Annotated in this window: 23 protein-coding genes and 1 riboswitch; of the genes, 9 read left to right on the top strand and 14 right to left on the bottom strand. The window is 65.0% G+C overall.

Annotated features, from left to right (window positions below; all coding sequences use genetic code 11):
- Positions 1 to 54: 54 nt before the first annotated feature.
- The 4 genes from F8R15_RS10190 to F8R15_RS10175 all read right to left on the bottom strand — a co-directional run bounded on the left by F8R15_RS10190 (position 55) and on the right by F8R15_RS10175 (position 4269).
- Positions 55 to 1626: a phospholipase D-like domain-containing protein gene (locus F8R15_RS10190; RefSeq protein ID WP_152844512.1), complete on the bottom strand. Its 1572-nt coding sequence runs from the start codon at positions 1624 to 1626 to the stop codon at positions 55 to 57.
- Positions 1627 to 1688: 62 nt separating this feature from the next.
- Positions 1689 to 3539, bottom strand: coding sequence for a histidine kinase dimerization/phosphoacceptor domain -containing protein (locus F8R15_RS10185; protein WP_152844511.1), 1851 nt, complete (start codon positions 3537 to 3539; stop codon positions 1689 to 1691).
- Complete coding sequence (locus F8R15_RS10180) at positions 3536 to 4126, bottom strand: RNA polymerase sigma factor (protein WP_078522749.1); 591 nt, start codon at positions 4124 to 4126, stop codon at positions 3536 to 3538. The genes F8R15_RS10185 and F8R15_RS10180 overlap by 4 nt, the downstream gene beginning before the upstream one ends.
- The gene (locus F8R15_RS10175) at positions 4123 to 4269 is read right to left on the bottom strand and encodes a NepR family anti-sigma factor (RefSeq protein ID WP_078522790.1); all 147 of its coding nucleotides are present in this window, start codon (positions 4267 to 4269) and stop codon (positions 4123 to 4125) included. The genes F8R15_RS10180 and F8R15_RS10175 overlap by 4 nt, the downstream gene beginning before the upstream one ends.
- A gap of 97 nt (positions 4270 to 4366) precedes the next feature.
- Here F8R15_RS10175 and F8R15_RS10170 point away from each other — a divergent pair, with 97 nt between their 5' ends.
- Together F8R15_RS10170 and F8R15_RS10165 are read left to right on the top strand one after the other, a co-directional pair.
- Positions 4367 to 5164: a response regulator gene (locus F8R15_RS10170; protein WP_078522750.1), complete on the top strand. Its 798-nt coding sequence runs from the start codon at positions 4367 to 4369 to the stop codon at positions 5162 to 5164.
- Positions 5165 to 5342: 178 nt separating this feature from the next.
- Complete coding sequence (locus F8R15_RS10165; protein ID WP_152844510.1) at positions 5343 to 6347, top strand: SDR family oxidoreductase; 1005 nt, start codon at positions 5343 to 5345, stop codon at positions 6345 to 6347.
- Positions 6348 to 6411: 64 nt separating this feature from the next.
- On the opposite strand, the gene F8R15_RS10160 is transcribed toward F8R15_RS10165, so the two are convergent.
- Positions 6412 to 8310, bottom strand: coding sequence for a glycoside hydrolase family 15 protein (locus tag F8R15_RS10160; RefSeq protein ID WP_172976206.1), 1899 nt, complete (start codon positions 8308 to 8310; stop codon positions 6412 to 6414).
- 172 nt (positions 8311 to 8482) lie between these two features.
- On the bottom strand, positions 8483 to 9187 hold the full coding sequence (locus F8R15_RS10155) for a GntR family transcriptional regulator (RefSeq protein ID WP_152844508.1): 705 nt from the start codon (positions 9185 to 9187) through the stop codon (positions 8483 to 8485).
- 400 nt (positions 9188 to 9587) lie between these two features.
- Between F8R15_RS10155 and ehuB the strand changes: the two genes are divergently transcribed.
- From ehuB to F8R15_RS10120, 7 genes are all read left to right on the top strand, one after another.
- Positions 9588 to 10430: an ectoine/hydroxyectoine ABC transporter substrate-binding protein EhuB gene (gene ehuB / locus F8R15_RS10150; RefSeq protein ID WP_152844507.1), complete on the top strand. Its 843-nt coding sequence runs from the start codon at positions 9588 to 9590 to the stop codon at positions 10428 to 10430.
- 76 nt (positions 10431 to 10506) lie between these two features.
- Positions 10507 to 11172: an ectoine/hydroxyectoine ABC transporter permease subunit EhuC gene (ehuC, locus tag F8R15_RS10145; protein ID WP_078551092.1), complete on the top strand. Its 666-nt coding sequence runs from the start codon at positions 10507 to 10509 to the stop codon at positions 11170 to 11172.
- A 3-nt stretch (positions 11173 to 11175) separates the two neighbouring features.
- Positions 11176 to 11847, top strand: coding sequence for an ectoine/hydroxyectoine ABC transporter permease subunit EhuD (gene ehuD / locus F8R15_RS10140; RefSeq protein WP_078602475.1), 672 nt, complete (start codon positions 11176 to 11178; stop codon positions 11845 to 11847).
- Positions 11847 to 12662 carry an ectoine/hydroxyectoine ABC transporter ATP-binding protein EhuA gene (ehuA, locus tag F8R15_RS10135; RefSeq protein ID WP_078522757.1) on the top strand — a complete coding sequence of 272 codons (816 nt, stop codon included), beginning with the start codon at positions 11847 to 11849 and terminating at the stop codon, positions 12660 to 12662. Before ehuD ends, ehuA begins: the two co-directional genes overlap by 1 nt.
- A 102-nt stretch (positions 12663 to 12764) precedes the next feature.
- The gene (locus F8R15_RS10130) at positions 12765 to 13811 is read left to right on the top strand and encodes a pyridoxal-phosphate dependent enzyme (RefSeq protein WP_152844506.1); all 1047 of its coding nucleotides are present in this window, start codon (positions 12765 to 12767) and stop codon (positions 13809 to 13811) included.
- Positions 13804 to 14979 carry a Xaa-Pro peptidase family protein gene (locus tag F8R15_RS10125; RefSeq protein ID WP_152844505.1) on the top strand — a complete coding sequence of 392 codons (1176 nt, stop codon included), beginning with the start codon at positions 13804 to 13806 and terminating at the stop codon, positions 14977 to 14979. Before F8R15_RS10130 ends, F8R15_RS10125 begins: the two co-directional genes overlap by 8 nt.
- On the top strand, positions 14979 to 15692 hold the full coding sequence (locus F8R15_RS10120; RefSeq protein ID WP_152844504.1) for an aspartate/glutamate racemase family protein: 714 nt from the start codon (positions 14979 to 14981) through the stop codon (positions 15690 to 15692). Before F8R15_RS10125 ends, F8R15_RS10120 begins: the two co-directional genes overlap by 1 nt.
- A 43-nt stretch (positions 15693 to 15735) precedes the next feature.
- Here the strand turns inward: F8R15_RS10120 and F8R15_RS10115 are convergent, their stop codons facing one another.
- The 8 genes from F8R15_RS10115 to F8R15_RS10080 form a co-directional block, all read right to left on the bottom strand.
- Positions 15736 to 15900 carry a peptidase M23 gene (locus F8R15_RS10115; protein WP_146684121.1) on the bottom strand — a complete coding sequence of 55 codons (165 nt, stop codon included), beginning with the start codon at positions 15898 to 15900 and terminating at the stop codon, positions 15736 to 15738.
- Positions 15897 to 16385 carry a hypothetical protein gene (locus F8R15_RS10110; protein WP_078551097.1) on the bottom strand — a complete coding sequence of 163 codons (489 nt, stop codon included), beginning with the start codon at positions 16383 to 16385 and terminating at the stop codon, positions 15897 to 15899. The genes F8R15_RS10115 and F8R15_RS10110 overlap by 4 nt, the downstream gene beginning before the upstream one ends.
- Before the next feature lie 3 nt (positions 16386 to 16388).
- Complete coding sequence (locus F8R15_RS10105; RefSeq protein ID WP_146673635.1) at positions 16389 to 17663, bottom strand: agmatinase family protein; 1275 nt, start codon at positions 17661 to 17663, stop codon at positions 16389 to 16391.
- 103 nt (positions 17664 to 17766) lie between these two features.
- Positions 17767 to 18558, bottom strand: a complete 792-nt coding sequence (locus F8R15_RS10100; protein ID WP_152844503.1) for an ABC transporter ATP-binding protein — start codon at positions 18556 to 18558, stop codon at positions 17767 to 17769.
- Entirely contained in the window at positions 18555 to 19367 is an 813-nt protein-coding gene (locus tag F8R15_RS10095) for an ABC transporter permease (protein WP_152844502.1), read from the bottom strand. Before F8R15_RS10095 ends, F8R15_RS10100 begins: the two co-directional genes overlap by 4 nt.
- A 57-nt stretch (positions 19368 to 19424) precedes the next feature.
- A complete protein-coding gene (locus tag F8R15_RS10090) occupies positions 19425 to 20492 on the bottom strand; it encodes a putative urea ABC transporter substrate-binding protein (RefSeq protein WP_152844501.1) in 1068 nt (355 codons plus the stop codon).
- A gap of 96 nt (positions 20493 to 20588) precedes the next feature.
- A riboswitch (guanidine-I (ykkC/yxkD leader) is annotated at positions 20589 to 20697 on the bottom strand.
- A 209-nt stretch (positions 20698 to 20906) separates the two neighbouring features.
- Positions 20907 to 22124, bottom strand: coding sequence for an efflux RND transporter periplasmic adaptor subunit (locus F8R15_RS10085; RefSeq protein ID WP_368731031.1), 1218 nt, complete (start codon positions 22122 to 22124; stop codon positions 20907 to 20909).
- 3 nt (positions 22125 to 22127) lie between these two features.
- Positions 22128 to 24491: an ABC transporter permease gene (locus tag F8R15_RS10080; RefSeq protein ID WP_172976205.1), complete on the bottom strand. Its 2364-nt coding sequence runs from the start codon at positions 24489 to 24491 to the stop codon at positions 22128 to 22130.

The raw sequence follows: 24491 nt of genomic DNA, 5'->3' as shown, positions 1-24491 counted from the left end.
CCGGCGCGGCCCGCCCCAGACGAGGCGACGCGGCCCGCGATCAGCCAGTGCGGATCAGACCATCTCTTCCGGAATGAACGGCAGCTTGCGCGCAATTTTGCGCGCGGCTTCCATGTCGTAGGGGAGCACGAAGCCTTCCCGGTCCTCGGGGGCTTTGGTGCCGTTCTCGCGTGCGAGTTCCGTCCAGGCCGAGACCGCGCGCGTCGGGTCGAAGAACGCCTCTTCCGGCGCGGGCGGCAGCCAATGGCGCATCAGGCGACGGCGCATGGCCGGGATGCCGTCATTGCGGCGCAGATAGACGCCCGCCTCGCTGTCCCAGTGCAGCGATCGCCCGTTGAGGTTGGCGGAGGTGATAAGCGCCGCGTCCTCGTCGAAGATCGAGACTTTCGCATGGACGTAGATCAGCGGCGCGCCGCCGGTGCGCATCGCCCCGTCATCATCGGGATCGGCGATGCGCGGCTCGGCCGGGCAGCCGATGAACAGGCGACTGCCGAAGGCTTCCTTGATGATGTCCAGCGCGCGGACCTGAAGATACTCTCCATAGCGCACGTCGCTGGTCGGGCGGTCGGCCATCATCAGCGTCTCGGGCGCGGCGGGCAGTATCAGGATCAGGTTGAGATTTGGGTTCTCGCGCGCGGCGCGGGCAAGATGATTTGCGAGGTTGCGCGAGCGGAAGAACTGGCTCTCGAGATAGATCAGCTTCTGGGCGCGCGCGATCAGCATCTCGTGCGCGTTCTCGATCTCGGTCCGATAGAGCTTCGGCCCGATCCGGAAGGTCGCGAATTTGCGCCGCTGCGAGATCGTGCGGAGCAGGCGGCGCGGCGGCTTTGCCAGCTTTTCGCCGGCGCAGCTTTCGTGGAAGGTCTCCAGATGGGCCTTCGCCTCGGCGACCACGGGGCCGGTTATCATCAGCTGCACATCGTGCCAGGTCATCTCGCCGTCGCGCTCGTGGAGCGGCGTGTCGAAGCGACGGTTGTCGAGATCCAGCCCACCGATATAGAGCTTCTTGTCGTCGAACACGGCAAGCTTCTGGTGATGCGTTGCCGGGAATAGTTTCGGCGGCGCGCCGCGGAACTTGCGGTGGATTTTGTTGTCCGATCCGGCCTTGAGATATTCCCGCAGCCCCGGCATGTCGCGCATCGCCGTCAGCCGCTTGGCCTCGTCCATTCCGTTGAGCCAGCTCGCATGGTTGCCGAGCTTGTAATAGACATAGGGCCAGAAGAGCGTGCGCGGCAGGATGCCCGATTGCGCCGGATGCATCAGCGCGCGCAGCCGCAGATTGGCGTTCGGTCCGGCCAGTTCGCGCGCGGCGCAGAACATGCGGATCGACGACCACGTCATGCGGTGCAGCTCTGGCTTGGCGCAGGGGTCGAAGTCGGTCAGGTCGATCTGCATCGCCACGCCGCGTTTGAGCAGGTGGATGATCAGGTCGAACCAGGTCGCGCCGATGGCGCGCCCGCGATCCGATTTCAGCTTCGTGTTGAGGTCGAAGACGCGGAAGGAGGCGTGGATAGAGTGACGCGAGTCGAGGAAGGCATCCTCGAGCACGGGATAAGCCTCGGCTGCTGTCAAAAGCAGTCTGACGCGGCTCTCGGCGTGAACTCCGGCTTGTTTAAGACGTTCCATGCGGCTCGTTTTTTCTGAACGGCCGCGAAGGTGACCACAGGTCGCCGCGGCGGGTATCTCACTCAATTGCTCTCTTCAGAAACTGTTTCGTGTTTCCGAGATTTCAAGCGCTCTTCGTGACGCAATTCGCTCTCGACGAGGGGGCGCAATGTGAAGTCAGCATTGAGCAGGTATTCGTCGTTTGTGGTCTCGATCTCGATCGTGCCGGAGAGCTGCTGCACGAAGGCGTTGACCAGTTGCGACCCCAGCCCGGTGCCGTCCACAGCCTCCAGCGGCGGGGCGTCCGTATCGACGGTATTGCGCACGCTGAGACGCGCCTGCATCCCTTCGAGCTTGTTCAGCGAGATGTCGAGCTTCGGTTTGCCGTCACGGGCGGAGGCGTATTTCATCGCGTTGGTCATCGCTTCGGTCAGCAGAAGCGAGAGCGGCACGGCCTGATCGGGCGTCAGGTGAATGTCGTCGATATGGCAATCGACCGAGACATGGCGGCCCGGCCCGGTTGCAAGGCGGGTGATCTGGCGCACGATATCGGGCAGCAGCTCCTGCGCGCGGATATCGGTGAGCCCGGAGGTCTGGTAGAGGCCGCGGTGGATCGTCGCGAGCGAGATGACTCGCTCCTGCAGCGATTTCATCAGCCCCTTGGCCTCGGGCGTGCGCGCCTGTCGCATCTGCATGTTGATGATCGAGGCGATGAGCTGGAGGTTGTTCTTCACCCGGTGGTGGACCTCGCGGAGCAGCACTTCCTTGTGGTGCACCATGTCTTCGAGTTCGGCCTCGTCATGCAGGATGGTCTCGGTCATCCGGTCATAGGCTTCGGCAAGATCGCGGATTTCCGAAGGCGCGGTCGAGAGGTTGAGATTGCCCACGATCCGGCTGCCGGTGGCGAAGCTGGTGATCGCGCTCGACAGTTTGCGGACATGGCCGATGACCAGTTTCTGCATCGCGAAATAGGCGACGAGCAGGCTCGCCATCCACATCAGCGCGGGGAACAGCACCGGCGAGATATCGGCGAAGGGGCTCAGCGCGGAGGCCGCCTGTGCGGGCCAGCTGCCGAGTGCGTAGAGTTGGTCGGGGACGAGTTCGACGACGGAATAGACCCGCTCTATGCCGCGATTGGAATCCCCCGAGAAGGTCACCGCGCCATTGCCCGCCAGCAGTTTCAGCGAGCGGTCGACGGGCAGGTGCGACTGCGTGTTCGCCAATCCGTCCGAGGAGGTCAGGATCGTGCCCTCGCGGTCGAAGGTCATGATCACCAGCGGTCGGTCATCGGCGAGCTTCGGCCCGTCTTTCGCCAGCGAAAGCGAGGAGTGGCTCATCGAGATCGCGATGATCCCGATATGATCGCCCGCCGCGTTGTAGACGGGATGGGCCACGCCCAGAACCGATGTGCCCGACACCGGCGCATCGCGATTGACGTAGAAGCTGGTGCGATCCGCGGTCATCATCCTCTCGAAGATGTCCTGACCTTTGAAATCGTAACTCTTGCCGGAGTTCGAGCAGCTCATCTTGCCGCTGTCGGGAATGAAGGCGACCAGCGAGAACTCGGGGAAAGCGCCCGAGATCTGCCGCATCCAGTTCGAGCAGGCCTCATCACTACCCACGAGCGGCTGGACGGTGCTGGCAAGGACGCGGGCTGCGTCCTGCGCGTGCTGGATCACCCGCGTCTCGCCTGCGACGGCGCGCATCGTCTCGCCCATCAGGGCAGCCTCGGAGCGCGCCTGCGCTTCGCGAACGACCGAGGTCGATTGCAGCACGGCGATGATCAGCAGGGGAAAGAGCGCGACGGCCAGCATGAAGGCCAGACGCACGCCAAGCCCGTCAAAAAAGGGAATGACGCCCCGTTTCCGAGCTTGAAACGGGGCGTGGTCACTGTAGTGCTCGTCGTCTGCCGCTTTCGCGGCTTCCGAATTCATGCGGCGGCAACTCCGGATTTGCCCATCACGGCCAGCGAATTTCGATCCGAGCCGGACAGAATGTCTTCACCTTCTTCCAGCCCGAGCATCTCCGCAAGCCGGGCGCGGGCTCGGTTGGCACGACTTTTCACCGTCCCGACTGCGACGCCCATCATTCCGGCGGCTTCCTCGTAGGAGAAGCCCGAGGCGCCGACGAGGGTCAGAACCTCGCGATGTTCGGGGCTGAGCTGATCGAAGGCCACGACGAAATCGTTCATCGCGAGACGTCCGTCATGCGCAGGTTTCTCGTAGAGCGAAGCCGCGTGGATACCCTCGGGGTCTGCAACCTCGCGCTTACGCTTTCGGCGGTCCGAGTAGAAGGTATTGCGCAGGATCGTGAAGAGCCACGCACGCAGGTTCGTGCCGCGCTCGAATTTCTCGATATTCGACCACGCCTTGACGATCGTGTCCTGCACGAGGTCGTCGGCAGAGGCCGAATTCCGGGTCAGCGACAGGGCGAAGGCGCGCAGAGCCCCGAGATGATCGGGCAGTTCCTCACGCGGATCGCGGGCTTCGGTAGACGAGTTGGCTTTGGAAGACGAAGTCATTTTTCGCCCTCCTTCGCCTTGAGTTGCGCCAGCAAGTCTTTGAACCGATCTGGCACTTCTTCCTGAAGCGCCTCCTCATAAACCTTCTTCAGGTTTTGATTGATCTGGTCCCTGATACTGGACTTAGGCTTTTCGTCTGCCATATCACTATACATCCGGTTTCGATCCCACTCATTTTGCACGGAACCGAACGCGGGGCCAGAGAGTTTGGTTCCCGAAAAAACGCAAAAGGGGGTTTTCATGTCCGAAGACATCGCCGGCACCATCGGAGCCAACCTGCCGTATCTGCGGCGCTACGCCCGAGCCCTTACCGGCAGCCAGGACAGCGGCGACAGATACGCCGCGGCTACGCTCGAGGCCATACTCGAAGACACGACGCCTTTCGAGAATAACGATCCGAAGCTCGCATTGTTCCACGCCTTCCATCTGGTCTGGGCCTCCGCCGGTGCGCCGCTGGGCGAGCCGGACAACCGGCTGTCGGCACGCGCGCAGGATCACATGTCGACGCTGACGCCGAACACGCGCGAGGCGCTTCTGCTGCACTCGATCGAAGGGTTCCGCGTCGAGGAGATCGGCACGATCATGCAGGTCGACACCGACGAGGCGAAGGAACTGATCGACATCGCGATCCGCGAGATGGAAACGTCCGTCGCGGGCAAGGTGATGATCATCGAGGACGAGGCGATCATCGCGATGGATATTCGTGCCATCGTCGAGGATATGGGTCACCAGATCACCGGTATCGCCCGGACCCGGACCGAAGCGGTGGAGCTTGCTTCGACCGACAAGCCCGACCTGATCCTTGCCGACATTCAGTTGGCGGATAATTCCTCGGGCATCGACGCGGTGAACGACATTCTCGCGCAGTTCGGCAACGAGCTGCCCGTGGTCTTCATCACGGCCTTCCCGGAGCGTCTGCTGACCGGCGAGCGGCCGGAGCCCGCCTTCCTGATCACCAAGCCCTACACCGAAAGCCAGGTGCAGTCGGCGGTCAGCCAGGCGATGTTCTTCTCCTCCACGGAGACGCTTGCGGCCTAACGGCGGGATCACGCGAAACACATGAAAAAGGCGGCTCCGGGGATCGGGGCTGCCTTTTTTCACATGCGGGCCGCGCACCACAAATTGAAGCCGCGTCCCTGCAACTAGCGGCAGCCGCGCGTGGTTCTTCCTTCAGAGACGAATTGACGAAACCCATTCAGACCGAAGGAGCCGCCCCATGACCAATATCGTGATTACCGGCGCATCCGCAGGCGTGGGACGCGCCGTCGCGCGCCGCTTCGCCGCCAAAGGCAACCGCATCACCCTGATCGCGCGCAACAAGGCGCGGCTCGAGAAGGCGGCGGAGGAAATTCGCTCGAAGGGCGGCGAGGCCCTCGTGCAGCCGCTCGACGTGGCCGATGCCGATGCGGTCGAGGCCGCAGCAGTCGCCGCCGAGCGCGCCTTCGGTCCGATCGACATCTGGATCAATATCGCGATGGTCACGGTGCTGTCGCCCGTGGCCGAGATGACGCCCGAGGAATATTGCCGCGTGACCGAAGTGACCTATCTTGGCACGGTCAACGGCACGCTTTCCGCGCTGAAGCGGTTCCGCCAGCAGGGGTGGGGTACGATCGTGCAGACAGGCTCTGCGCTGGCCTATCGCGCGGTGCCGCTGCAATCGGCCTATTGCGCGGCGAAGGCGGCGATCGTGGGTTTCACCGACAGCCTGCGCTCCGAGCTGATCCACGAGAAGTCCGACGTGAAGATCACGGTCTGCCACCTGCCGGCGGTGAACACGCCGCAATTCGACTGGGCGCGCAACAAGCTGCCCAACCGGCCGCGCCCGGTCGCGCCGGTGTTCCAGCCGGAGCTGATCGCGGATGGCATCCATCACGCGGCCTTCCATCCCAAGCGCGAATACTGGCTGGGTTTCTCGGCGGTGAAGGCGATCCTGTCGGAGAAGATCTCGCCGGAGCTGGGCGACCTTTACCTCGCGCGCACGGCGATCTCCGGGCAGCAGACGGAGGAACCCGCCGATCCTACCCGGGCGGACAATCTCTATGACAGCGTCGATGGCGATTGGGAGGCGCGGGGGCGGTTTTCCGACGAGGCGAGCGGCAGCTCTCCGGCGATTGCGATCTCCGAGCATGGCGGCTCGCGGCTCGTCGCCAGCGGCGGTGCGGCGCTGGTCGCCGGGCTGATGCTGGGGGCAGTCTTCGCCGCGTCACGGCACCGGGGCTGAGCACTCGGAAAGAGATTTGAAGAGCGCGCGCCCCGTGGCGCGCGTTTCTTTTGCGAGCGGTCGATCAGCCCTTCGACGCGCCCCGATAGGCGGTGATCGCCGCGATCATCCCGGCATGGGACAGGCCTTGCGGGAAGTTGCCCAGCTGCACGCCGGTCTCCGGGTCGTGCTCTTCCGCAATCAGACCGAGATCGGTCGTCGCTTTCAGCATCCCCTCGATCTGGGTCTTCGCATCGTCGAGCCGCCCCGCCCGCACGAGGTAATCGGCGGCCCAGAAGCCGCAGGCGTTGAAATGCCCCTCGACGCCGGGGATCCCATCCTCCTGCAGGTCGTAGCGCCGCAGATGGACGCCCGTGCCGAGCCGCTCGCGGATCGCCGTATAGGTCGCGGCCATCTTCGGATCGTCGGCTGCGATCACCCCGATGCGCGGCATCAGCAGAACGCTCGCATCAAGCCAGTCCTCGCCAATCGCCCCGGTGAAGGCGCCGATCTCCTCGTTCCACGCCTCTTCCCGGATCAGCGCCTCGATCGCGGCGCGCTCGGCCTTCCAGAGCTTCGTGTCGGCATCGATCACGCCGCGTTCGACCAGCGCGATGACGGCATTCAGCGCGCCCCAGCACATCGCCTTGGAATAGGTATGATGGCGGCGGGGATCGGGCATTTCCCAGATTCCGTTATCGGGCCGGGTCCATTGCGAGACCACGACATCGGCGAAATTCGCAAGACGGATACCCTCGCCGGGATGCAATTCGCCGCCCGCTTCGACATAGGCGCGCGCGGCCATGATCATCGAGCCGTAAGCGTCGAGTTGCAGTTGCGTCGCAGCGCCGTTGCCCAATTGCACCGGGGCCGAGCGGCGATAGCCCTCGACCGTCTGCAGCTGGTGCAGCGAGACGTCACTGTCGCCCCGCACCGTGTAGAGCGTGCCCAGCTCCGGCGCGGTTTCGCGCGTGGCCGCCATCAGCCAGCGGAAGAACGCGTCGGCCTCGCCGGTCAGGCCCTGATCGAGAAAGGCATGCAGGACGAAATAGGCGTCGCGCAGCCAGCAATAGCGATAGTCGTAATTGCGGATGCCGCCGACCACCTCCGGCAGGCCCATCGTGGGCGCGGCGATCACGGCGCCGGTGGGGGCGTGGATCAGCAGCTGCAGCGCCATCAGCGAGCGTTTGAGCGCCCCGGAGAAAGGCCCGTCGCCGAAATCCGTCTTGGACTGCCGCTTGCGCCATGCCTCGCGGGTCGCGGCGAGCGCCTTGTGGGCCGCGTCCATTCCCCCGACATGGCCGTGGCCGCCTTGGGTGATGGTGAGGGTGACGTAGCCTTCTTCTCCGGCGGCGAGGGTGCCGCGCCCGTTCAGCCGCCCCGAGCCTTCGATTTCCAACTCGATGGAGCTGTCGATCAGGACGATGTCGCCGTCTTGCGTGAATTGCCAGCTGCCCGGGCCGCGCCGGATGAAATTAGGCGTGCTCAGCGCGTAATCGCAGCGCGGGGCGATGCAGATTTCGACCTCTGCGTCGGCGTCCTGCGCCTCGATCAGCCGCACGACGGAGCGCCCGAAGCTCGCCGCTTCTTCGAGCGAGTCCGGAAGGTTCATGAAGTCGGTGACCTTGAGTTGGCCGCCCTCGGTCGGGTGGGTCGTGGTCAGGATCGGGCCGTAGTTTTCATAGGCGCGTTTCACCGCGCTTGGACGGCCTGCCTCGGGCACCGGGCCAAGGTAGAACGTCCCGCCGCGAAACTGGTCGAGCAGCCGCCCGAAGACCGGATCGCCGTCGAAATCGGGGCCGCAGAGCCAATCGATCGCGCCGTCGCGGGCCACCAGCGCCGCCGTGCGCGTGTCCCCGATGACCGCGTAATCGCCGATGGGGAGATAGCCGCGCCGCCCTTCCAGAAAGCGCAGCGGCGGGCTGTCCGGATCGGGCGTGGTCTTCGCGGATCGGTCGGCGGAAGGGTGAGTGAGATCGGTCATGGAATGCATGTCCTTCGTCGCATCTCCGGGCGTCGCCCCCCCGGAGACAATCACATCCCTCTCAGTGATCGAACGGACCCGCCGCGCCGCAGTTCCTTGAACAAACCGTGTGCGTTCGAGAACCGCGCGTGGGGTAAACCCGGTCGCGGAGGCTGCGGCCTCCAGTCGTCCGCTAGGGCGCTTTGATCAGGACGGGCATCCGCGCGAAGCTCATGGAGATATGGCCGCGCCGCATATGGCCGAGCGCATCGAGATCGCCGAGGCGCAAGGCGCGCAGGATGTCGCGCAGCTCGTCATTGTAGATCTCGATCTCCTGCATCAGGTCAATCTGCGAGGCGGTGACCTGCTGCAGCCAGATCCGGGCCGTGCGGAAATACAGCGCCTCCGACATTTCCCTCAGCGGCGCATTCGCGGTCAGGTCCAGCAGACCGAGGAAGGTGTCGCGGTCCAGCTCGGCGAAGGCGCGGGCGGTGGGCGCATCGACAAGGGCGCGGCCGCGTTCCTGCAGCTTGACGAAAGACGCGATCAGCGCGGCGCTTGGCGGCACCGGGTCGAGCGTGGTCTGCAGCACCGTGAGTTCGCGCCGCAGCCGGAAGACCTGAGCCAGCTCGGTGTAATCGACATCGGTGACGAACGTGCCGACCCCATGCATCGAGCGCAGCAACCCGTCATCCTCGAGCCGCGCCAGCACCCGGCGCAGCGGTGTCCGCGAGATGCCGAATTCGGAAGCCAGCGCGGTTTCCGACAGGCGCATGCCGGGCGGGTAGTCGAGCAGGCAGATGCGGCTGCGAATTTCGGCATGGATGAGATCCAAGCGGTCGCGGCCACGCAGTCGTTCCGGTTCGGTTTGCCGAGGGATCAGGGGTATCTCGTTCATCGGGTTTTGCCGTCTCTTCGCGCGAGGGCCATGATCGGCGGCGGCGGCGCGCAGGTCAATCTGCTTCGTGGCGACGGCCCAAACGGCATTTTGATTTCACATATTGCGCCTGTGGGGGCGGAGCAATCGGCCCGATGTGGAGGTTGTTGCCCGCACAGGGCCTGCACTGCGTCCGCACGGGCGCGCGAGATATGCGCGTTCCGTGTTCAACGCTGCGATATTGGGCAATATTGGTGCACAACATCTGCGCAGGGAACTTCATAAGCCCACGATATCTGTCTGGCAACCCTGTATAATCAATGTGATCTGCTTGACACTCCCCGGAATCTCATAGGTGTTGTGTACATCAAGCGCGGAAGGCTGTCGGCTTTCCGTTAACAAGAGCCAACAGGAGAGACGCATGAAATCGATTTGGAAATCTGTCGCCGCTGCCGGTATGGGCCTCGCGATGAGCGCCACCGCCGCACTGGCCGGACCCCTGATGGACCGTATCAACTCGGGCGAGCCGATCCGCATCGGCTTTGCGAACGAAGTTCCGTGGGCCTATCCGGGCGAAGACAACAAGCCGCTGGGCTTCGTGAACGCCTATGTTCTGGGTGTGCTCCACGAGATGGGCTACGACAACATCACCCCCGTCGTGACCGATTGGGGCGGGCTGATCCCGGGCCTCAACGCGAACCGCTTCGACATGGTCACGGGCGGTCTCTACATCCTCAACTCGCGCTGCCAGAACGTCGCGTTCTCGGAGCCGATGGCGAAGGTGGGCGATGCGTTCATCGTGCCGAAGGGCAACCCGAAGGACCTGAACAACTACGAGCAGATCGCCAAGGCTGGCGCGACCTTCGTGACGGGTGCGGGCTATAACCAGGTGGAATCCGCAGCCAAGGGCGGCATCCCGGATAGCGACGTGATGACCGTGCCGGGCCCGACCGAAATCCTCGCTGCCGTGAAAGCGGGCCGCGCGGATGCTGGTGGCGTGACCTATTTCACCGCGCAGAACCTTGCCAAGCAATCGGACGGTTCGGTTGAAGTGTCCGACGTGAGCCAGCTTCCCGAATGGACCCAGAACTGGGTCGGCATCGGCTTCCGCAAGGCGGATCAGGACTTCGTCGACAAGTTCAACGAAGCCCAGAAGAAGTATCTCGGTTCGGACGCCATGATGAAGGCTGTCGAGGAATACGGTTATTCCAAGGACAACCTGCCGGGCGACAAGACTTCGGCTGAAGTCTGCAAGATGCGCTAAGCGCAACTGCTGAAGACATGGACGGGCCAGCGCATGGCCCGTCCATTTTGACATTCACCGCCGGGGCGGGACGGGAATGAGTTACATAGAATTTTTGAAAGAATACGGGCCGCGCTTCTGGGACGGCACGCTCGTGACGGCGGGGCAGTTCTTCCTGGCCTCCGCTCTGGCGATCGTCATCGCGCTTGTTGCCGGGCTTATGAAGCTTTCGCGCAACGGGCTGATCCGGGGCATCGCCGTCGTCTATATCGAAATTTTCCGCGGCACCTCGTTGCTGGTCCAGCTGTACTGGATCTTCTTCGTGCTGCCGCTGTTCGGGCTGACGCTGCCGAAATTCACCGCGGGTTTCGTCGCGGTGGGGATGAACCTCGGGGCCTACGGCGCCGAGCTGGTGCGCGGTGGTATCCAATCCGTGCCGAAAGGGCAGTGGGAGGCGGCCTATGCGCTGTCGATGAGCCCGATGAGGCGAATGTGGCGGATCATCCTGCCGCAGGCTTTCGTCAACATGCTGCCGCCGTGGGGCAACCTGCTGATCGAATTGCTGAAGAACACCGCGCTGGTCGCACTGATCTCCGTGTCGGACCTGATGTTCGAGGCCAAGCAGATCAACGGCTCCACCTTCCTGTCGGCGCAGACCTTCGGGACGGCATTGATCATCTACTACGTCTTCGCGCGCTTCATCGTGACGCCGTTCATGCGCTGGCTGGAGCTGGTCATGCGGCGCAAGCTGGGGAGGGCCTGATCCATGGGGTTCAACTGGAACTGGGAATTCACTTGGGAAATTCTGCCCAAGCTGATGCATGCGACGCTCAACACGCTGATGGCGGCGGGCTTCGGCTATGCCATCGCGGTGGTGCTGGGCATGGTCTTCGCGCTGGCCCAACGCACGCCCTACTGGGCGCTGACCAAGGTCGTGCGCGAATTCATCGAGTTCATCCGCTCGACGCCGCTGATCCTGCAGATCTTCTTCGTCTATTACGTCGGCCCGCAATTCGGTCTGAAGCTGGGGCCGTGGACGGCAGGCATGATCGCGATCGGTCTGCACTATTCGGCCTATCTGTCGGAGGTCTATCGCGGCGGTCTCGACGCGGTGCCGAAAGGCCAATGGGAGGCTTGCACCGCGCTCAACATGTCGACCCGCGACACCTATTGGCGCATCGTGATTCCGCAGGCCATTCCACCGGCGCTGGCGGGGATGGGCAATTACCTCGTGGGGATCTTCAAGGATACGCCGATGCTCTCGGTGATCGGGGTGGCCGAACTGATGCACACCGCGAATGCGATCGGCTCGTCGAGCTATCGCTATCTCGAACCCTATACGCTGGTGGGGATTATCTTCCTCGCCATCTCGCTTCCCACCGCTGCCCTGATCCGCGTCTTCGAGGATCGCGTGCGGCGTAAACTCGGATTGAAATGATGGAAGACCTTTCGAACTATCCGCTCGAACTGACGGGCGACAATGTGCCGATGGTGCGGTTCCTGAAAGTCACCAAGCGCTATGGCGATCTAGTGGTGCTCGACCAGCTCGATCTCGACGTGGCCGAGGGGGAAATGGTCACGATCATCGGCCCCTCCGGCTCGGGCAAGACGACCGTGCTGCGGATGCTGATGACGCTCGAGACGATCAACGAGGGCGTGATCTACGTGGACGGCAAGCCGCTGACCCATATGGAGAAGAACGGCAAGCTGGTGCCCGCGGACCGCAAATATCTGCGCAAGGCCCGCAGCCAGATCGGCATGTGTTTCCAGCATTTCAATCTCTTCCCGCATATGACCGCGCTGGAGAATTGCATGGAAGGCCCGGTGCAGGTGCTGGGCATGAAGAAGGCCGAGGCGCGCGAACGGGCCGAGGAACTGCTGGAGCTCGTGGGCATGTCCGACAAGCGCGACCAGCACCCCTCGCGGCTCTCGGGCGGTCAGCAGCAGCGCGTCGCAATCGCGCGGGCGCTGGCGATGCGCCCCAAGGTGATGCTGTTCGATGAAGTGACCTCGGCGCTCGACCCGGAGGTGATCGGCGAGGTGACCAACGTGATCCGGTCGCTCGTGGAGAAGCACAATCTGACGATGCTGATGGTGACGCACCAGATGGGCTTCGCGAAGGACATCTCGGATCGGGTCTGCTTCTTCTTCGACGGCAAGATCGAGGAGCAGGGCGCCCCCGAGGATCTCTTCGGCAACCCGCAGAAAGAGCGTACGCAGCAATTCCTCTCGGCGGTGAAAGAGGCCGACTGACGCGCCTCACGATGTCGCGCAATGGCCTGTCTGAAAAGGTCATTGCGTGCGCGGACATCTCGTTGCCTTATGGGCCTGCTTCCATCGCAGCGAGGGTCCGATATGCCGATCATCATAGACAATCCCTGGCGCGGTGACGGGCTCGACCCGGAGGGTGTTCAGCCCATCGCGGACGCCTCTGGCGTGGCCAGCCTGCTCGCCCAATGTCCGGCACATCGCGAGACCCCGCTGCGTGCGGCGCCCGAGATTGCGGAGCGCTCCGGGGTCGGCGAGGTCTGGATCAAGGACGAGCGCGAGCGCATGGGGCTCGGCAGCTTCAAGGCGCTGGGCGCGGTCCATGCGATTGCCCGGGAGGCGGCGGCGCGGGCCGAAGGCGACGACCTGCAGACGGCCCTCGCCGGTGAGACCTATGTCGCGGCCAGTGCGGGCAATCATGGACTGTCGGTCGCAGCAGGTGCGCGGATATTCGGGGCCCGCGCGATCATCTATCTCGCCGAGACCGTGCCCGCCGCCTTCGCCGCGCGGTTGGAGGCACGCGGGGCCGAGGTCGTGCGGGCTGGCGCGGAGTATCAAGCTAGCATGGAGGCCGCCGAGACGGTCGCTGCCGAGAATGGCTGGACGCTTTTGTCGGACAGCTCGTGGGAGGGCTATGTCGACCTGCCGCTGCGGGTGATGGAGGGCTACACCCAGCTTGCCGCCGAGGCCGTCGCGCAGATCGACGCGCCGCCGACGCATATTCTTTTGCAGGCCGGGGTGGGCGGTCTCGCGGCCGCCGTCGCGGCGCATGCGCGGCTCGCTTGGGGCGACGGGCCTGAGATCATCGTGGTCGAACCCGATGTGGCGCCTGCGCTGATCGAGAGTATTCGCGCAGGGCATCTGGTGAGCACGGAAGGGCCGGTCTCCGCGATGGGGCGGCTCGATTGCAAGACGCCCTCGATGGTGGCGCTGGCGGGTCTGTCGCGCGATGCGGATCGCTTCGCCACGATCACCGAAACCGAGGCGCAGTCTGGAGTCGACATCCTCGCAGCACACGGGCTGGCCACGACGCCTTCTGGCGGGGCCGGGCTGGCGGCTCTGCTTGCCGGGCTGTCGCTGGGCTCCGAGGCGCGCGTGTTAGCGATCCTCAGTGAAGGCCCGGAAGATGGCTGAGCGCTCGCTCATCTTCCCGGCCGAAGAGTTTCGCGCCCGCGTCGGCCGCCTACAGGCCGAGATGAGCAAAGGGGGGCTGGATGCGCTGTTTCTGACCGCGGCTGCGGATATTTTCTACGTCACGGGCTTCCTGACCCGGTTCTGGGAAAGCCCCGCGCGCCCGTGGTTCGTGATCGTTCCGGCCAGCGGCGCGCCGGTCGCGGTGATCCCCTCCATCGGGGCGGAACTGATGGGCCGCACATGGATGACGCAGGTCCGCACTTGGGATGCGCCCGATCCGACGGATGACGGTGTGAGCCTGCTTGCGGCGACGCTCTGCGATCTGCTGCCCGAGAGCGCGCGGATCGGGGTGCCGATGGGGTTGGAGACGCAGCTGCGGATGCCGCTCGCGGATTTCGCGCGGCTCGAGCAGCAGATCGCGCCGCGCCGCTTCATCGACGGCACCGCCGCGATCCAGCGGGTGCGCGAGATCAAGAGCGCGGCGGAGATCGAGAAGATCCGCACGGTCTGCGCCATCGCGGGCCGTGCCTTCGCGCGGGTGCCGGAATTCGCGGGGCTGGGGCGTCCGCACGATGGGATTTTCCGGGCCTTCCAATCGGCACTTTTGGAGGAGGGGGCCGACTGGGTCAGCTACGTCGCCGGGGCGGCGGGGCCGTCGGGCTATGACGATGTGATCTCGCCCGCCGGACCCGAGCCGCTGCAGACGGGCGACGTGCTGATGCTGGATACGGGCGCGGTGCGCGACGGGTATTTCTGCGACTTCGATCGTAATTTCTCGGTCGGCCCGGTGTCCGATCCGGTGCGGCGCACCCATGCCGCGCTGTGGGAGGTGACCGAGGCGGTGATGGCCGAGCTACGGCCCGGGATGCGGGCGCGTGATGCGCATCGTCTGCTGGTCGAAGGTCTGGCGGCGCGCGGTGTCGCGGCGGGTGGTGGGCGTCTGGGCCACGGGCTGGGGATCACGCTGACGGAATGGCCGTCCTTTACCCCGCGCGACGACACCGAACTGCGCGAGGGCATGGTGCTGACGTTCGAACCCGGCGCTTGGGTCGAGACCGCGCAGGGTCCGCGCCGCCTGTTGGTCCATGAGGAAAACATCGTCCTGCGCGCGACCGGGGCGGAGCTGCTGTCGCCGCGCGCCCCCGAAACCCTGCCGGAGCTGAGCTGATGGCCGATTTCCCCTATCGTCTTCGCGACGACGCCACACCCACGATGGGTCTGATCGTGCTGCGCGTGGACGAGACTATCGAGGACGAATTGCGTCGCTACATCCCGCCGGGCGACGCGCGGATGCATGTCACGCGCGTCCATTCCGGCGATGACCTGACACCGTCGAGCATCGCCGAGATGGAGCGCGCGCTGAGCGGCGCGGCGGCGCTGCTGCCGCCTGCGGCGAAGTTCGATGTGGTGGGCTATGGCTGCACCTCTGGCGCGGCGCTGATCGGGCCGGACGAGGTACGGGCGAATGTCATGGCGGGCGTCACGACGCGGCATGTGACCGATCCGCTGAGCGCCGCGCTGGCTGCGATTTCGGATCTCGGGCTGGAGCGCGTGGGCATCGTCTCGCCCTATGTCGCCTCGGTCGCGGAGCCTTTGCGGGCGGCCTTCGTCGCCGCAGGGATCACCGTTCCAGCGACCCTGTCATTCGGCGAGGAGGTCGAGGCGCGGGTGGCGCGGATCGACCCGGCCTCGATTGCCGAGGCGGCGCGAAACCTTGCGGGGCAGGCCAAGCTGGACGGGATTTTCCTGTCCTGCACCAACCTGCGCACGCGGGGGATTTTGCCGGAGCTGAAAGCGGAGCTCGGGATGCCGGTGCTCAGCTCGAACCAGGCGCTGGCCTGGCATATGCGCAAGCTGGCGGGGCTCGGGGAGCCGGAGTGAACAAGGCGCCCGTCGGGGCGCCTTGAAAGGTCGTTTCAAAAATTCAGCGGCGCGATCTGACGAACTCGACGATGCCATAGACCGCGAGGGCGGCGACGCCGACGATCAGCATCGGCTCGACGCCGTGGGTATGGAATTGCGTGCCGGAATGGGCGAGCGCGGGGCTGGCGAGCGTTGCGCCCAGAAGCGTTGCAAAGGTCGTCTTCATTGGTCGATCTCTTTCTTGCGTTGAGTCAGGAAGTCGCGGATGTCGAGGACGGATTTCTCGTCCATCGACACGTAGATCAGCGACATGTTGGTGCGTTCGCGGACCATCTCGCCCGGGAACGGAAGGTAGGACAGTTCGCGCGACCCGAAGGAGGGCGAGGCGGTGCCCACCTGCCATTCGGTCTTGAGCTCCACATCCACGAGTTTCAGCGATTTCGGCCCCGTGGACGAAGGACGCTCGAAGGGAACGCCCGCGAGCTTGAGATAGCTCGTCTTGTCGGAGGCCTGCATGAAGCCGTCGATGAACTGGGTGGCCAGAACCTGCAGGTCCGCCGCCTCGTCCTCATGATGCATGTGGCTGTGCAGATGCTCGCCATGGGCGTGGTTGTGACCATGCCCGTGATGCGCGTGGTCATGGGAATGCCCGTGGCTGTGCCCGTGATCGTGGTGGTGATGGTGCCCGTGGGGGGCGTGATCATGCGGCATGGCTCAGCCCACCTTATGCGGTTCGGAATTCGACCAGCGCTTGCCCTCGAATTCGCCATGCGGCAGCGAGACGGGCTTGTCGATATGCTTGCGATGCGCGCCGAGTTTGCCATTGGCCACCAGCGAGCCCAGCACATCCACGATCACCCGAGTGCCCATCAGCGCGGTGATGTCGGACACGTCATAGGGCGGCGCGACCTCGACCAGTTCCATCCCGCAGATGCCTTCGGCGGCGATGCCGGAGGCCAGGGCCAGCGCTTCGCGGGGCAGGAAGCCACCCGGTTCGGGCCAGCCGGTGCCGGGCACGAAGCCGCAATCGATGGAGTCGATATCGAAGGACATGTAGACCATGTCGACCCCGTCCCACGCCATCTCCAGCGCCATCTCGATCGTCTTGTCGATGCCCATCTTCTCCATGTCGCCCATGGTGATGATGTTGGTCTCACGCTCGCGCGCGACCTTCACCGCCTCGCGCGGGACCTGCCAGCCGCCGATGCCGATCTGAACGAGGTTCTTCGCGGGCACGTTTGGCAGGTTGGTCGAGTGGAACCACGGCGTGGTGTGCATCCGCTCGTCGAGGTCTTTCTCCTGAATGTCGGCATGGCGGTCGAAATGGACGATGCCGATCTTCTTCGAGGTGCATTCGGCGATTCCGCGCACACAAGGGAAGCCGATCGAGTGGTCGCCGCCGATCATGATCGGGAGAGAGCCCGAGGAGAAGACGTGGCTGACGGCGCGGCTAATCTGGTCGAAGCTCTTCTCGATATTCGCCGGGATGGTGAACACGTCGCCCGCATCGCAGAGCGTCATCTGCTCGCGCAGGTCGACGCCGATCTCGTAATTGTAAGGCGTGTAGAGCGCGGAGATCTTGCGCACGCCCTGCGGCCCGAAGCGGGTGCCCGCGCGGTAAGTGGTGCCGCCGTCGAAGGGGATGCCCAGGACGGTAGCGTCGTAATGCGAGACCTCCAGCACGTCCTCGGCATAGGGCGCTTTCAGGAAGGTGTTGATGCCCGCGTAATGGGGCAGCTCGCCGCGTGCGAAGGTCGGGATCGACTTGTCCTCGATGCTGTCGGCCCCGGTCAGACCCATGCGCAGCGCCCAGCGGCGTTCCTCGTCCCAGCGGCCCTCGGGGAGTTCCGCCTCTTTGCGCATCGCCTTCCAGCCGGCGAGCTTGGTCAGGTCCGGGTGGTGCTGGCGGCGCTCGCGCAGGGCATGCGCCGCGATGGCCGCTTGCGGGTGGTGCGGGCGCGATCGCCCGCCTGGCAGGTCATGGAACATCTCTGTCTCCAATCTATCGAAGCCCCGGATCGGGGCAGGCTGTCTGGACCTTGGCGGCGGCCCGCGCGCGGGGCCCAGCGGCGCGCGCGGTGAAACTTTGATCTCAGTCCGGCGCAGGCGCAGGGTCGCCTTGCGCGGCCAGCGAGGGGATCTTGTCGAGGATGTGCTGATACGGAATGCCGTGATCGCGGGCGTCGAAATCATAGGTGATCGTCGCGCCGTAGCGTTCGGGGTAATCCGGGTCCCAGCGGGTCTTGTCGAATACGAGAACGCGGTCGCCCAGCTTGAAGCCCTCGCCCAGATCATGGGTGACCATGAAGACGGTCATGCTGGTCTCGGCGCGCAGCTGCGTCAGGAATTCATGCATTGAGAGCCGCGTGCCCGGATCGAGCGCGCCGAAGGGCTCGTCGAGCAGCAGGATGCGCGGGCGGGCATGCAGCGCCTGCCCGATGGCGAGGCGTTGCTGCATCCCGCCCGAGAGGGTCGAGGGGTAGTTCTTCGCCACATGCGCGAGCCCGATCCGCTCGAGCACCTCATCGGCGCGCGCCCGGGCCTCGCGCAGTTTCGCGCCACGAAACCAGCCCCAGCCTTTCGGGAAACTCTCGGCGGCGACGATGTTGTCGCGCACGGTCATATGCGGGAAGACCGAGTATTTCTGGAACACCACGCCGCGCTCGCGCCCCGGTTCGCGCGCAGGCGTGCCGCCATCGACGGTGATGCGGCCCCGCGTGGGCGTCTCGTCGGCCAGCAGAAGACGCAAGAAGGTGGATTTGCCGCAGCCGGACGCGCCGACGATCGAGACGAACTCGCCCTCGGCCACGTCGAGATTGACGCGCTCGATGATCGGGCGGCCGTCGTATTCTTGAAACACATCGCGGACGGTGACGAAGCTCATAGCCCACCTCCCAGCCACGGGAAGGCTTTGCGCGACAGCGTCTTGAGCGCGAAGTCGATCAGGAAGGCGAGCAGCGTTATCCAGATGACGTAGGTCAGGATGATGTCCATCGCGAGGTAACGCCGGACGAGGAAGATGCGGTAGCCAAGGCCGACCTCGGCCGCGACGGCTTCGGCGGCGATCAGGAATAGCCAAGCCGCTCCGAGCGACAGCCGGATGGCCGCTATCAGCCGCGGCAGGATCTGCGGGAGCACCACACGCAGCGCGATGACCCATGTGGAGGCGCCCAGCGTCTGTGCCTTCACGATCTCTTCGTGCGGAATGTCGAGCACCCGCTGCGAGAGGTCGCGGATCAGGAAGGGTGTGATCCCTATGACGATCAGCACGATCTTCGAGGTCTCGCCCAGTCCGAAAACGATGAAGAGGATCGGCAGCAGTGCCAGCGGCGGCACCATCGAGAGCACCGCGACGAAGCTGGACAATCCGCGCCGGACGTAAGGCAGCAACCCGATCCCGACGCCGACCGTCAGGGAGATCAGCGCGCCGATGCCGACACCGAAGGCCAGACGCCGCAGGCTCGCGAAGGTATCGGCCCAGAGGAGGATCTCGCCGGTGCGCTTGTTCGGCTCGGTGAAGAGCCGCCCGGCAGTGATCATGATCGTCTCGGGCGCGGGCAGCAGCTTGTCCTGCGGGTTCGCCGCGAGCCGGATTTCCGAGCCGATCCAATAGGCGATCAGCACCGCCACGAAGGGCAGCGCGGCCAGCAGGATGCCGGTGGGCCGGGTCGGATGTCGGTTGAGCAGACGCATGGGCGCTTTCGGCAATTGGCGGAAAAAGGGCCCGGCCCGAAGGCCGGGCAAGTCAGATCAAAGCGCGCCGTCGGCCGCCATCTGCATGTAGGTGGTGTCAAAGCGCAGCTTCACGTTGGCTTCGTCGCCTGTCACCGAGCCGTCGGGATATTCGACGCCCACGAAATCGGCCGAAGGCGCATCGACGCCAAGGATGCCCTTGTCGAACAGGAAGTTCGCGACCGTCGTCATGGTCTCGGGCATCTCGGCGCTCGAAGCCTGCTCGACCGCCTTGGCCGGATCGTAGAACATCGCCGTCGCGGCGAGCTGGGCCTTGTAGCCTTCCAGATCGGTGCCGGCGGCCTCGGCCATCGCGGTCAGGGCCTCTTCGTCGCCTGCGGCCATCTTCGACATGACCTCATACCAGGCGCCGACCACGGCCTTGCCGAAATCGGGATTGTCCTTGAGCGTCTCGGTATTCACCACCATCAGATCGAGGATCTCACCCGGGATCTGCGAGCTGTCGAAGAGCTTGTTCGCATCCGGGTTTGAGTCGAGGATTTCCGACACCAGCGGGTTCCACGTCACGACGGTCTCGACCTCGGGGGTCGCGAAGGCGGCGATCATGTCGGCGTCGGAGGTGTTCACGACACCGGCCAGATCCTTCTCGGCCAGCCCGGCTTTGTCGAGCGCGCGCGCCAGCAGGTAATGCGAGACCGACAGCTCGACGAGGTTCACCTTGGTGTCCTTCAGCTCCTCGATCGAGGTCGCTTTCTTCGAGATGATCGCGTCATTACCGTCGGAATAGTCGCCGACGATCAGCGCGGTCGTGTCGACGCCGCCGCCCGACGGGATCGAGAGCGTGTCCATGTTCGTCGCGGAGACGCCATCGAAGCCGCCCGCGGTGTATTGGTTGATCGATTCCACGTAGTCGTTGATCTGAACGATATCGACGGTGATGCCGTATTTCTCGGCCCATTTGTCCATGATCCCCGAGCTCTCCAGATAGCCCCAGGGCATCCAGCCGGCATAGATCGACCATGCGAGTTTGAAATCGGTTTTCTGCTCGGCCATCGCGGGCGAGAGAGAGGCGGCGAGAACGCCCAAGCTGAGGGCCGTGGCGGACAGGAATTTCGTTCTGGTCATGGTCTTCCCCGTTGGCATGCGTCCCGCCTTTGTATGGCGTAGAGGCCGACCCGCTGGCGGAACAAGAGATGAGGCGCGGGTCAGACCTGCGCAGTAATCTCCCGGGATTTTGGCCCGCCGTGTGCCCGCACGGAATTTGCCGCGTGGGTGGCACTTCTCGGACCAGACCTGCCTTGTCGGCAACGGAACCCTAAGCGCCCTGCACCCTTATTCGGGCATGACCTTGGTGCGTTTCCAAAGGTGGAGAGAGGGCAAATACCGCCTCGATTGCGGCTCGCATGGCATTTGGGCGCAAAAAACTCTCAAGTGATGGCTTTTTAGGCGATGCCCCAAGCATATTTGATCGGTTGGTGCGCTTTTTGTGCGACTTCGTGATTCCTCGCGAGGTGGTTGGGGCGGGGCGTGAGGCGCACCTCACCCACCCGATCGGGCCTCCACCGGTGCGCCATCTTTCAGCGTTTCGACCGGATAGAGTACGACCTTGTCGCCCTCGCTCAGACCGTCCTGAAGCTCGGCATAGGTGCCATTGTCGGTCCCGATTTCCACGTTCACTTCCCGCGCGCGCCCGTCCTCGACCTTGAAGACGGCCCAGCCTGTGCCGCGCCGGAACAGGGCGCTCGACGGGACGCGCAGTGCGTCGGGGTTCTGCCAGACCACGATCCGGGCGGTCACCTGAAAGCCGTGGCCCAGACCGGCCCGCTGTGCGGCATCGCCGGTAAAGGCGATAACCACGCCCACCCGCTGCTCCTCGACCCCCAGGGCCGACACCTTCGTCGTGCCCGATGGATCGATGCGGACCACCTTGCCCTCCAGCACGTCCGGCCCGCCCCAATCGGTGATCTCCACCGGATCGCCCAGTCGCACGCGCACCGCGTCGCGCGACAGAAGGTCGGCCACCACCTCGAGCCCCTCCGAGATGTCGCCGATCTCCATGATCGGGGAGCCCGCAGAGAGCACGGTCTCGTTTTCCTGCAGGATTTGCAGCACCGTTCCGGTCGCGGGCGCATAAAGCGGGATCGTCTCGACGCCCTCACTATTGCTCGCGGCGGCATCGTTCTGCAGCACGGATTTCGCCGAGGCCAGCGCCGCCTCGCGCATCGCGATGGCGGCTTTCGCTGCGGCTTCCTGCGCGGCGGCGTAGTCGGCATTGATCTGATCGCGGTCCAGCTTGGACTGGCTGATCGTGCCGGAGAGCGCGAGCCGCCGCGACCGCGCGAGATCGCTATCGGCCTGTTCGCGCATCGCGACGGCGGCGCGGTAATCGCCCTCGGCGGCACTCAGCGCGGCTTGGGCCTCGGCCAGCGCGGCCTCTGCCTGCGCCCGGCTGCGCGCATCCAGAACGGCGGGCAGGGCGGGGCGCATCCGGGCGACGACGGTCTCGTTCGCGACGACATGATCGCCGACATGGATATCGAGCCGCTGCAGCCTGCCGCTGACCGGGGTCGAGACCGTGTAGCTTTCGCTGACGCGGGTCCGGCCATCATCCTCGATCACGAGCTTCATCGGGCCGCGCGTGACCTCGCCCATATCGACGGTCTGCGGCTGCGGCCAAAGCAGCGCGGCGATTGCGCCCGCCGCGATCAGGCCGATCAGGATGAGAATGAGCCATCTGGTCCGGGGTTTTGGTGTCACGGGTCAGTCCCTCGCCTTGAGCGCCGAAATCATGTTCAACCGATCCAGCGCGCGGCGCAACATCAGGATCGAGGCCAGTGTCGCCGAGACCACGACCAGAACCGCCATCGCGATGCTGGGCAGATCGAAGCTGACGCTGACCCGGTAGAGTTCATTGGAGAAAACGCGTGCGATCAACTTGGCAAGTGTCCAGCCGAACCAGATGCCGACCGGGAGCGCGCAGGCGACGAGCACCGTGATCTCGCCGGCCAGGATCAGTGTCACCTCTCCGCGGGTGAAGCCAAGGACGCGCAGGCTCGCCAATTCATGCGCGCGTTCGGCAAAGGCGTTGCGCGCGGCGTTGTAGACGATGCCGAAGCTCAGCACGAAAGCGATCGCGCCGAAGACAAAGCGCATCTGGCCCGCGCCCTCGTCGGCGATTTCCCGGAACGCCGCCAGACTGTCGGATTTGATCGAGACGCCCGCGACCTTGGGGCGCTCGCGCAGCTCGTGCAGCAGCTCCGGGGACGGGGCGCCTTCGGTGCGGATCGAGACCGAGGTGATCCGGTCCGCCTCGCCCACCGCCCGGGTCAGCGAGTCGAGGCGCATATAGGCCGGCGCGCCCAGCAGGGTGTCGGAGATCGCCGCGACCGGCAGCGAGAGGGTCCGCTTGCGGCCTTCGGTGACTTCGGCGGTGAGGTTTTCGCCCGGCTGAAGTTTCAGCACATCCGCGAGCCCCCGCGAGATCACGACGCCCTGCGCGGGCAGGGCGATCGGCTCCAGATCGGGCCGCAGCGCGCGGTTGAGCTGCGCATCCTCGGACAGGCCAGTCAGTTCGCCGCGATGGGTGATGACGCCGTTACGGAACAGGACCGGCACATAGCGCGTCGGCTCGGCCTCCAGCACGCCGGGCAGGTGCGCGATCTCATGTGTCACATCGCGCGAGACGGGATGGATGAAGCTAACCGTCGCATCCGAGCGGTCGGCAAAGCCGAAGGTGACATCCATCGTGTGATCGAAGCCCGAATAGATCATCAGCATCGCCATGTTCAGTGCGAGCCCCGCGGCCACGCCCGCGACGGTGCCGAGGCTGCGCACCGGCTGCCGCGTGATCTGGCGCAGGATCATCCGCCCCGGCTGGTCGAAGACTTTCGTGACGGTCGCGAGGAAGCCGACGCGGCCATGGGTGAAATCCGGCGGGGCTGGGGGGCGCATCGCCTCGGCGGGCGTCAGGCGGAACACCGTGCGCAGCGCAATCGCCGCACCGAGCGCGGCGGCGAGCAGCGAAAAGGCGAGGCCCCCGGCGAAGGGGCCGGGATGCATCGAGAAGACGAGATAGGGGAATTTGTAGAATTCCATGTAGAGCCCGGTGATCGAGCGCCCCAGCATCACGCCCAGTGCCGATCCGAGCAGCGCGCCCGCGAAGGCGATCATCAGCGCCATTTCGAGGTAATGCCCCGCGATCTCCGCCCCGCTATGGCCGAAGGCTTTCATCAACCCGATCTCGCGCCTCTCGGCCTGCACGATCCGGGTAATTGTGACGTTGAGCAGGAAGGCCGCAACGGCGAGGAAGATCGGCGGCAGAAACACCCGCGACTGGCGCAGACCTTTGAGTTCTTCCTCGATGAAGCGCGCCGAGGTCTGCTGGTCCTGCACATAGCCTGCGCCGCCGCCATAGGGCGCCATCAGCCGGTCGAGATCGGCCAGCACCGCCTTGCGCGGTCGCTCGCGCGTGGTGAGCGCCAGCACCTCGTTGAACGCGCCGTCGAGATCGAGCACGGCGGCGGCTGCCTTGCGCTCCATCCAGATCACGGCGAAGCGGCCATCGGTCGGGAAGAATTCACCCGGTGCGGGCATGAACAGAAACTCCGGCGCGCGGGCGAAACCGACGACCTGCAGTTTTTGGTGGCGGCCTTCGACCGTGACGCCGAGCGTATCGCCAAGCGCGATCCCGCGGGCGGCTGCGAATGTGTCGAGCAGCACGACCTCGTCGCTGCGCCCGGCGATGGGTTTGCGTCCCGCCGTCATCAGGATGCCATTGAGCCCCGCCGGGCCGGGCAGCGACAGGATGCGCGCCTGCACCGGCTCGCCGCCATCCGCATCGATCCGACCGAAGCCGCTGATCCGGCCCTCGGCGGCCAGCACGCCGGGAACGGCGTTGACCTGTTCCATCATCGAGCTGGGCGCGCGGGTGAGCGGCTCGAAGACCTGCGCCAGCCGGTGCCGTTCGAAATAGGCGTCGCGAGTGACGGTGAGCGTGTCGGTCAGCCCCGCCATCATCACCTGCACCATCACGCCCAGAGCCACGACCGCCGAGATCGCCAACGCCTGCGCCCGGATGCGCCAGAGGTCGCGGAACAGCTTGCGATGGAGGACGGTCAGGGCCAT

The organism is Thioclava sp. JE_KL1, from assembly GCF_009296265.1.
Classification (GTDB): domain Bacteria; phylum Pseudomonadota; class Alphaproteobacteria; order Rhodobacterales; family Rhodobacteraceae; genus Thioclava.
The sequence above is the reverse complement of the archived record's forward strand: the minus strand, read 5'-3'. Positions and strand labels throughout refer to the sequence as shown.

What these genes read in the sequence shown, in the direction of transcription:
- F8R15_RS10165 (WP_152844510.1), top strand. Translation starts at nt 5,343, where the DNA reads ATGACCAATATCGTGATTACCGGCGCATCCGCAGGCGTGGGACGCGCC.
- F8R15_RS10130 (WP_152844506.1), top strand. Translation starts at nt 12,765, where the DNA reads ATGCCGATCATCATAGACAATCCCTGGCGCGGTGACGGGCTCGACCCG.
- F8R15_RS10115 (WP_146684121.1), bottom strand. Translation starts at nt 15,900, where the DNA reads ATGAAGACGACCTTTGCAACGCTTCTGGGCGCAACGCTCGCCAGCCCC.
- ehuC (WP_078551092.1), top strand. Translation starts at nt 10,507, where the DNA reads ATGAGTTACATAGAATTTTTGAAAGAATACGGGCCGCGCTTCTGGGAC.
- F8R15_RS10110 (WP_078551097.1), bottom strand. Translation starts at nt 16,385, where the DNA reads ATGCCGCATGATCACGCCCCCCACGGGCACCATCACCACCACGATCAC.
- F8R15_RS10100 (WP_152844503.1), bottom strand. Translation starts at nt 18,558, where the DNA reads ATGAGCTTCGTCACCGTCCGCGATGTGTTTCAAGAATACGACGGCCGC.
- F8R15_RS10120 (WP_152844504.1), top strand. Translation starts at nt 14,979, where the DNA reads ATGGCCGATTTCCCCTATCGTCTTCGCGACGACGCCACACCCACGATG.
- F8R15_RS10190 (WP_152844512.1), bottom strand. Translation starts at nt 1,626, where the DNA reads ATGGAACGTCTTAAACAAGCCGGAGTTCACGCCGAGAGCCGCGTCAGA.
- F8R15_RS10080 (WP_172976205.1), bottom strand. Translation starts at nt 24,491, where the DNA reads ATGGCCCTGACCGTCCTCCATCGCAAGCTGTTCCGCGACCTCTGGCGC.
- F8R15_RS10185 (WP_152844511.1), bottom strand. Translation starts at nt 3,539, where the DNA reads ATGAATTCGGAAGCCGCGAAAGCGGCAGACGACGAGCACTACAGTGAC.
- F8R15_RS10170 (WP_078522750.1), top strand. Translation starts at nt 4,367, where the DNA reads ATGTCCGAAGACATCGCCGGCACCATCGGAGCCAACCTGCCGTATCTG.
- F8R15_RS10175 (WP_078522790.1), bottom strand. Translation starts at nt 4,269, where the DNA reads ATGGCAGACGAAAAGCCTAAGTCCAGTATCAGGGACCAGATCAATCAA.
- ehuD (WP_078602475.1), top strand. Translation starts at nt 11,176, where the DNA reads ATGGGGTTCAACTGGAACTGGGAATTCACTTGGGAAATTCTGCCCAAG.
- F8R15_RS10155 (WP_152844508.1), bottom strand. Translation starts at nt 9,187, where the DNA reads ATGAACGAGATACCCCTGATCCCTCGGCAAACCGAACCGGAACGACTG.
- F8R15_RS10125 (WP_152844505.1), top strand. Translation starts at nt 13,804, where the DNA reads ATGGCTGAGCGCTCGCTCATCTTCCCGGCCGAAGAGTTTCGCGCCCGC.
- F8R15_RS10090 (WP_152844501.1), bottom strand. Translation starts at nt 20,492, where the DNA reads ATGACCAGAACGAAATTCCTGTCCGCCACGGCCCTCAGCTTGGGCGTT.
- F8R15_RS10095 (WP_152844502.1), bottom strand. Translation starts at nt 19,367, where the DNA reads ATGCGTCTGCTCAACCGACATCCGACCCGGCCCACCGGCATCCTGCTG.
- F8R15_RS10160 (WP_172976206.1), bottom strand. Translation starts at nt 8,310, where the DNA reads ATGACCGATCTCACTCACCCTTCCGCCGACCGATCCGCGAAGACCACG.
- ehuA (WP_078522757.1), top strand. Translation starts at nt 11,847, where the DNA reads ATGGAAGACCTTTCGAACTATCCGCTCGAACTGACGGGCGACAATGTG.
- F8R15_RS10180 (WP_078522749.1), bottom strand. Translation starts at nt 4,126, where the DNA reads ATGACTTCGTCTTCCAAAGCCAACTCGTCTACCGAAGCCCGCGATCCG.
- ehuB (WP_152844507.1), top strand. Translation starts at nt 9,588, where the DNA reads ATGAAATCGATTTGGAAATCTGTCGCCGCTGCCGGTATGGGCCTCGCG.
- F8R15_RS10105 (WP_146673635.1), bottom strand. Translation starts at nt 17,663, where the DNA reads ATGTTCCATGACCTGCCAGGCGGGCGATCGCGCCCGCACCACCCGCAA.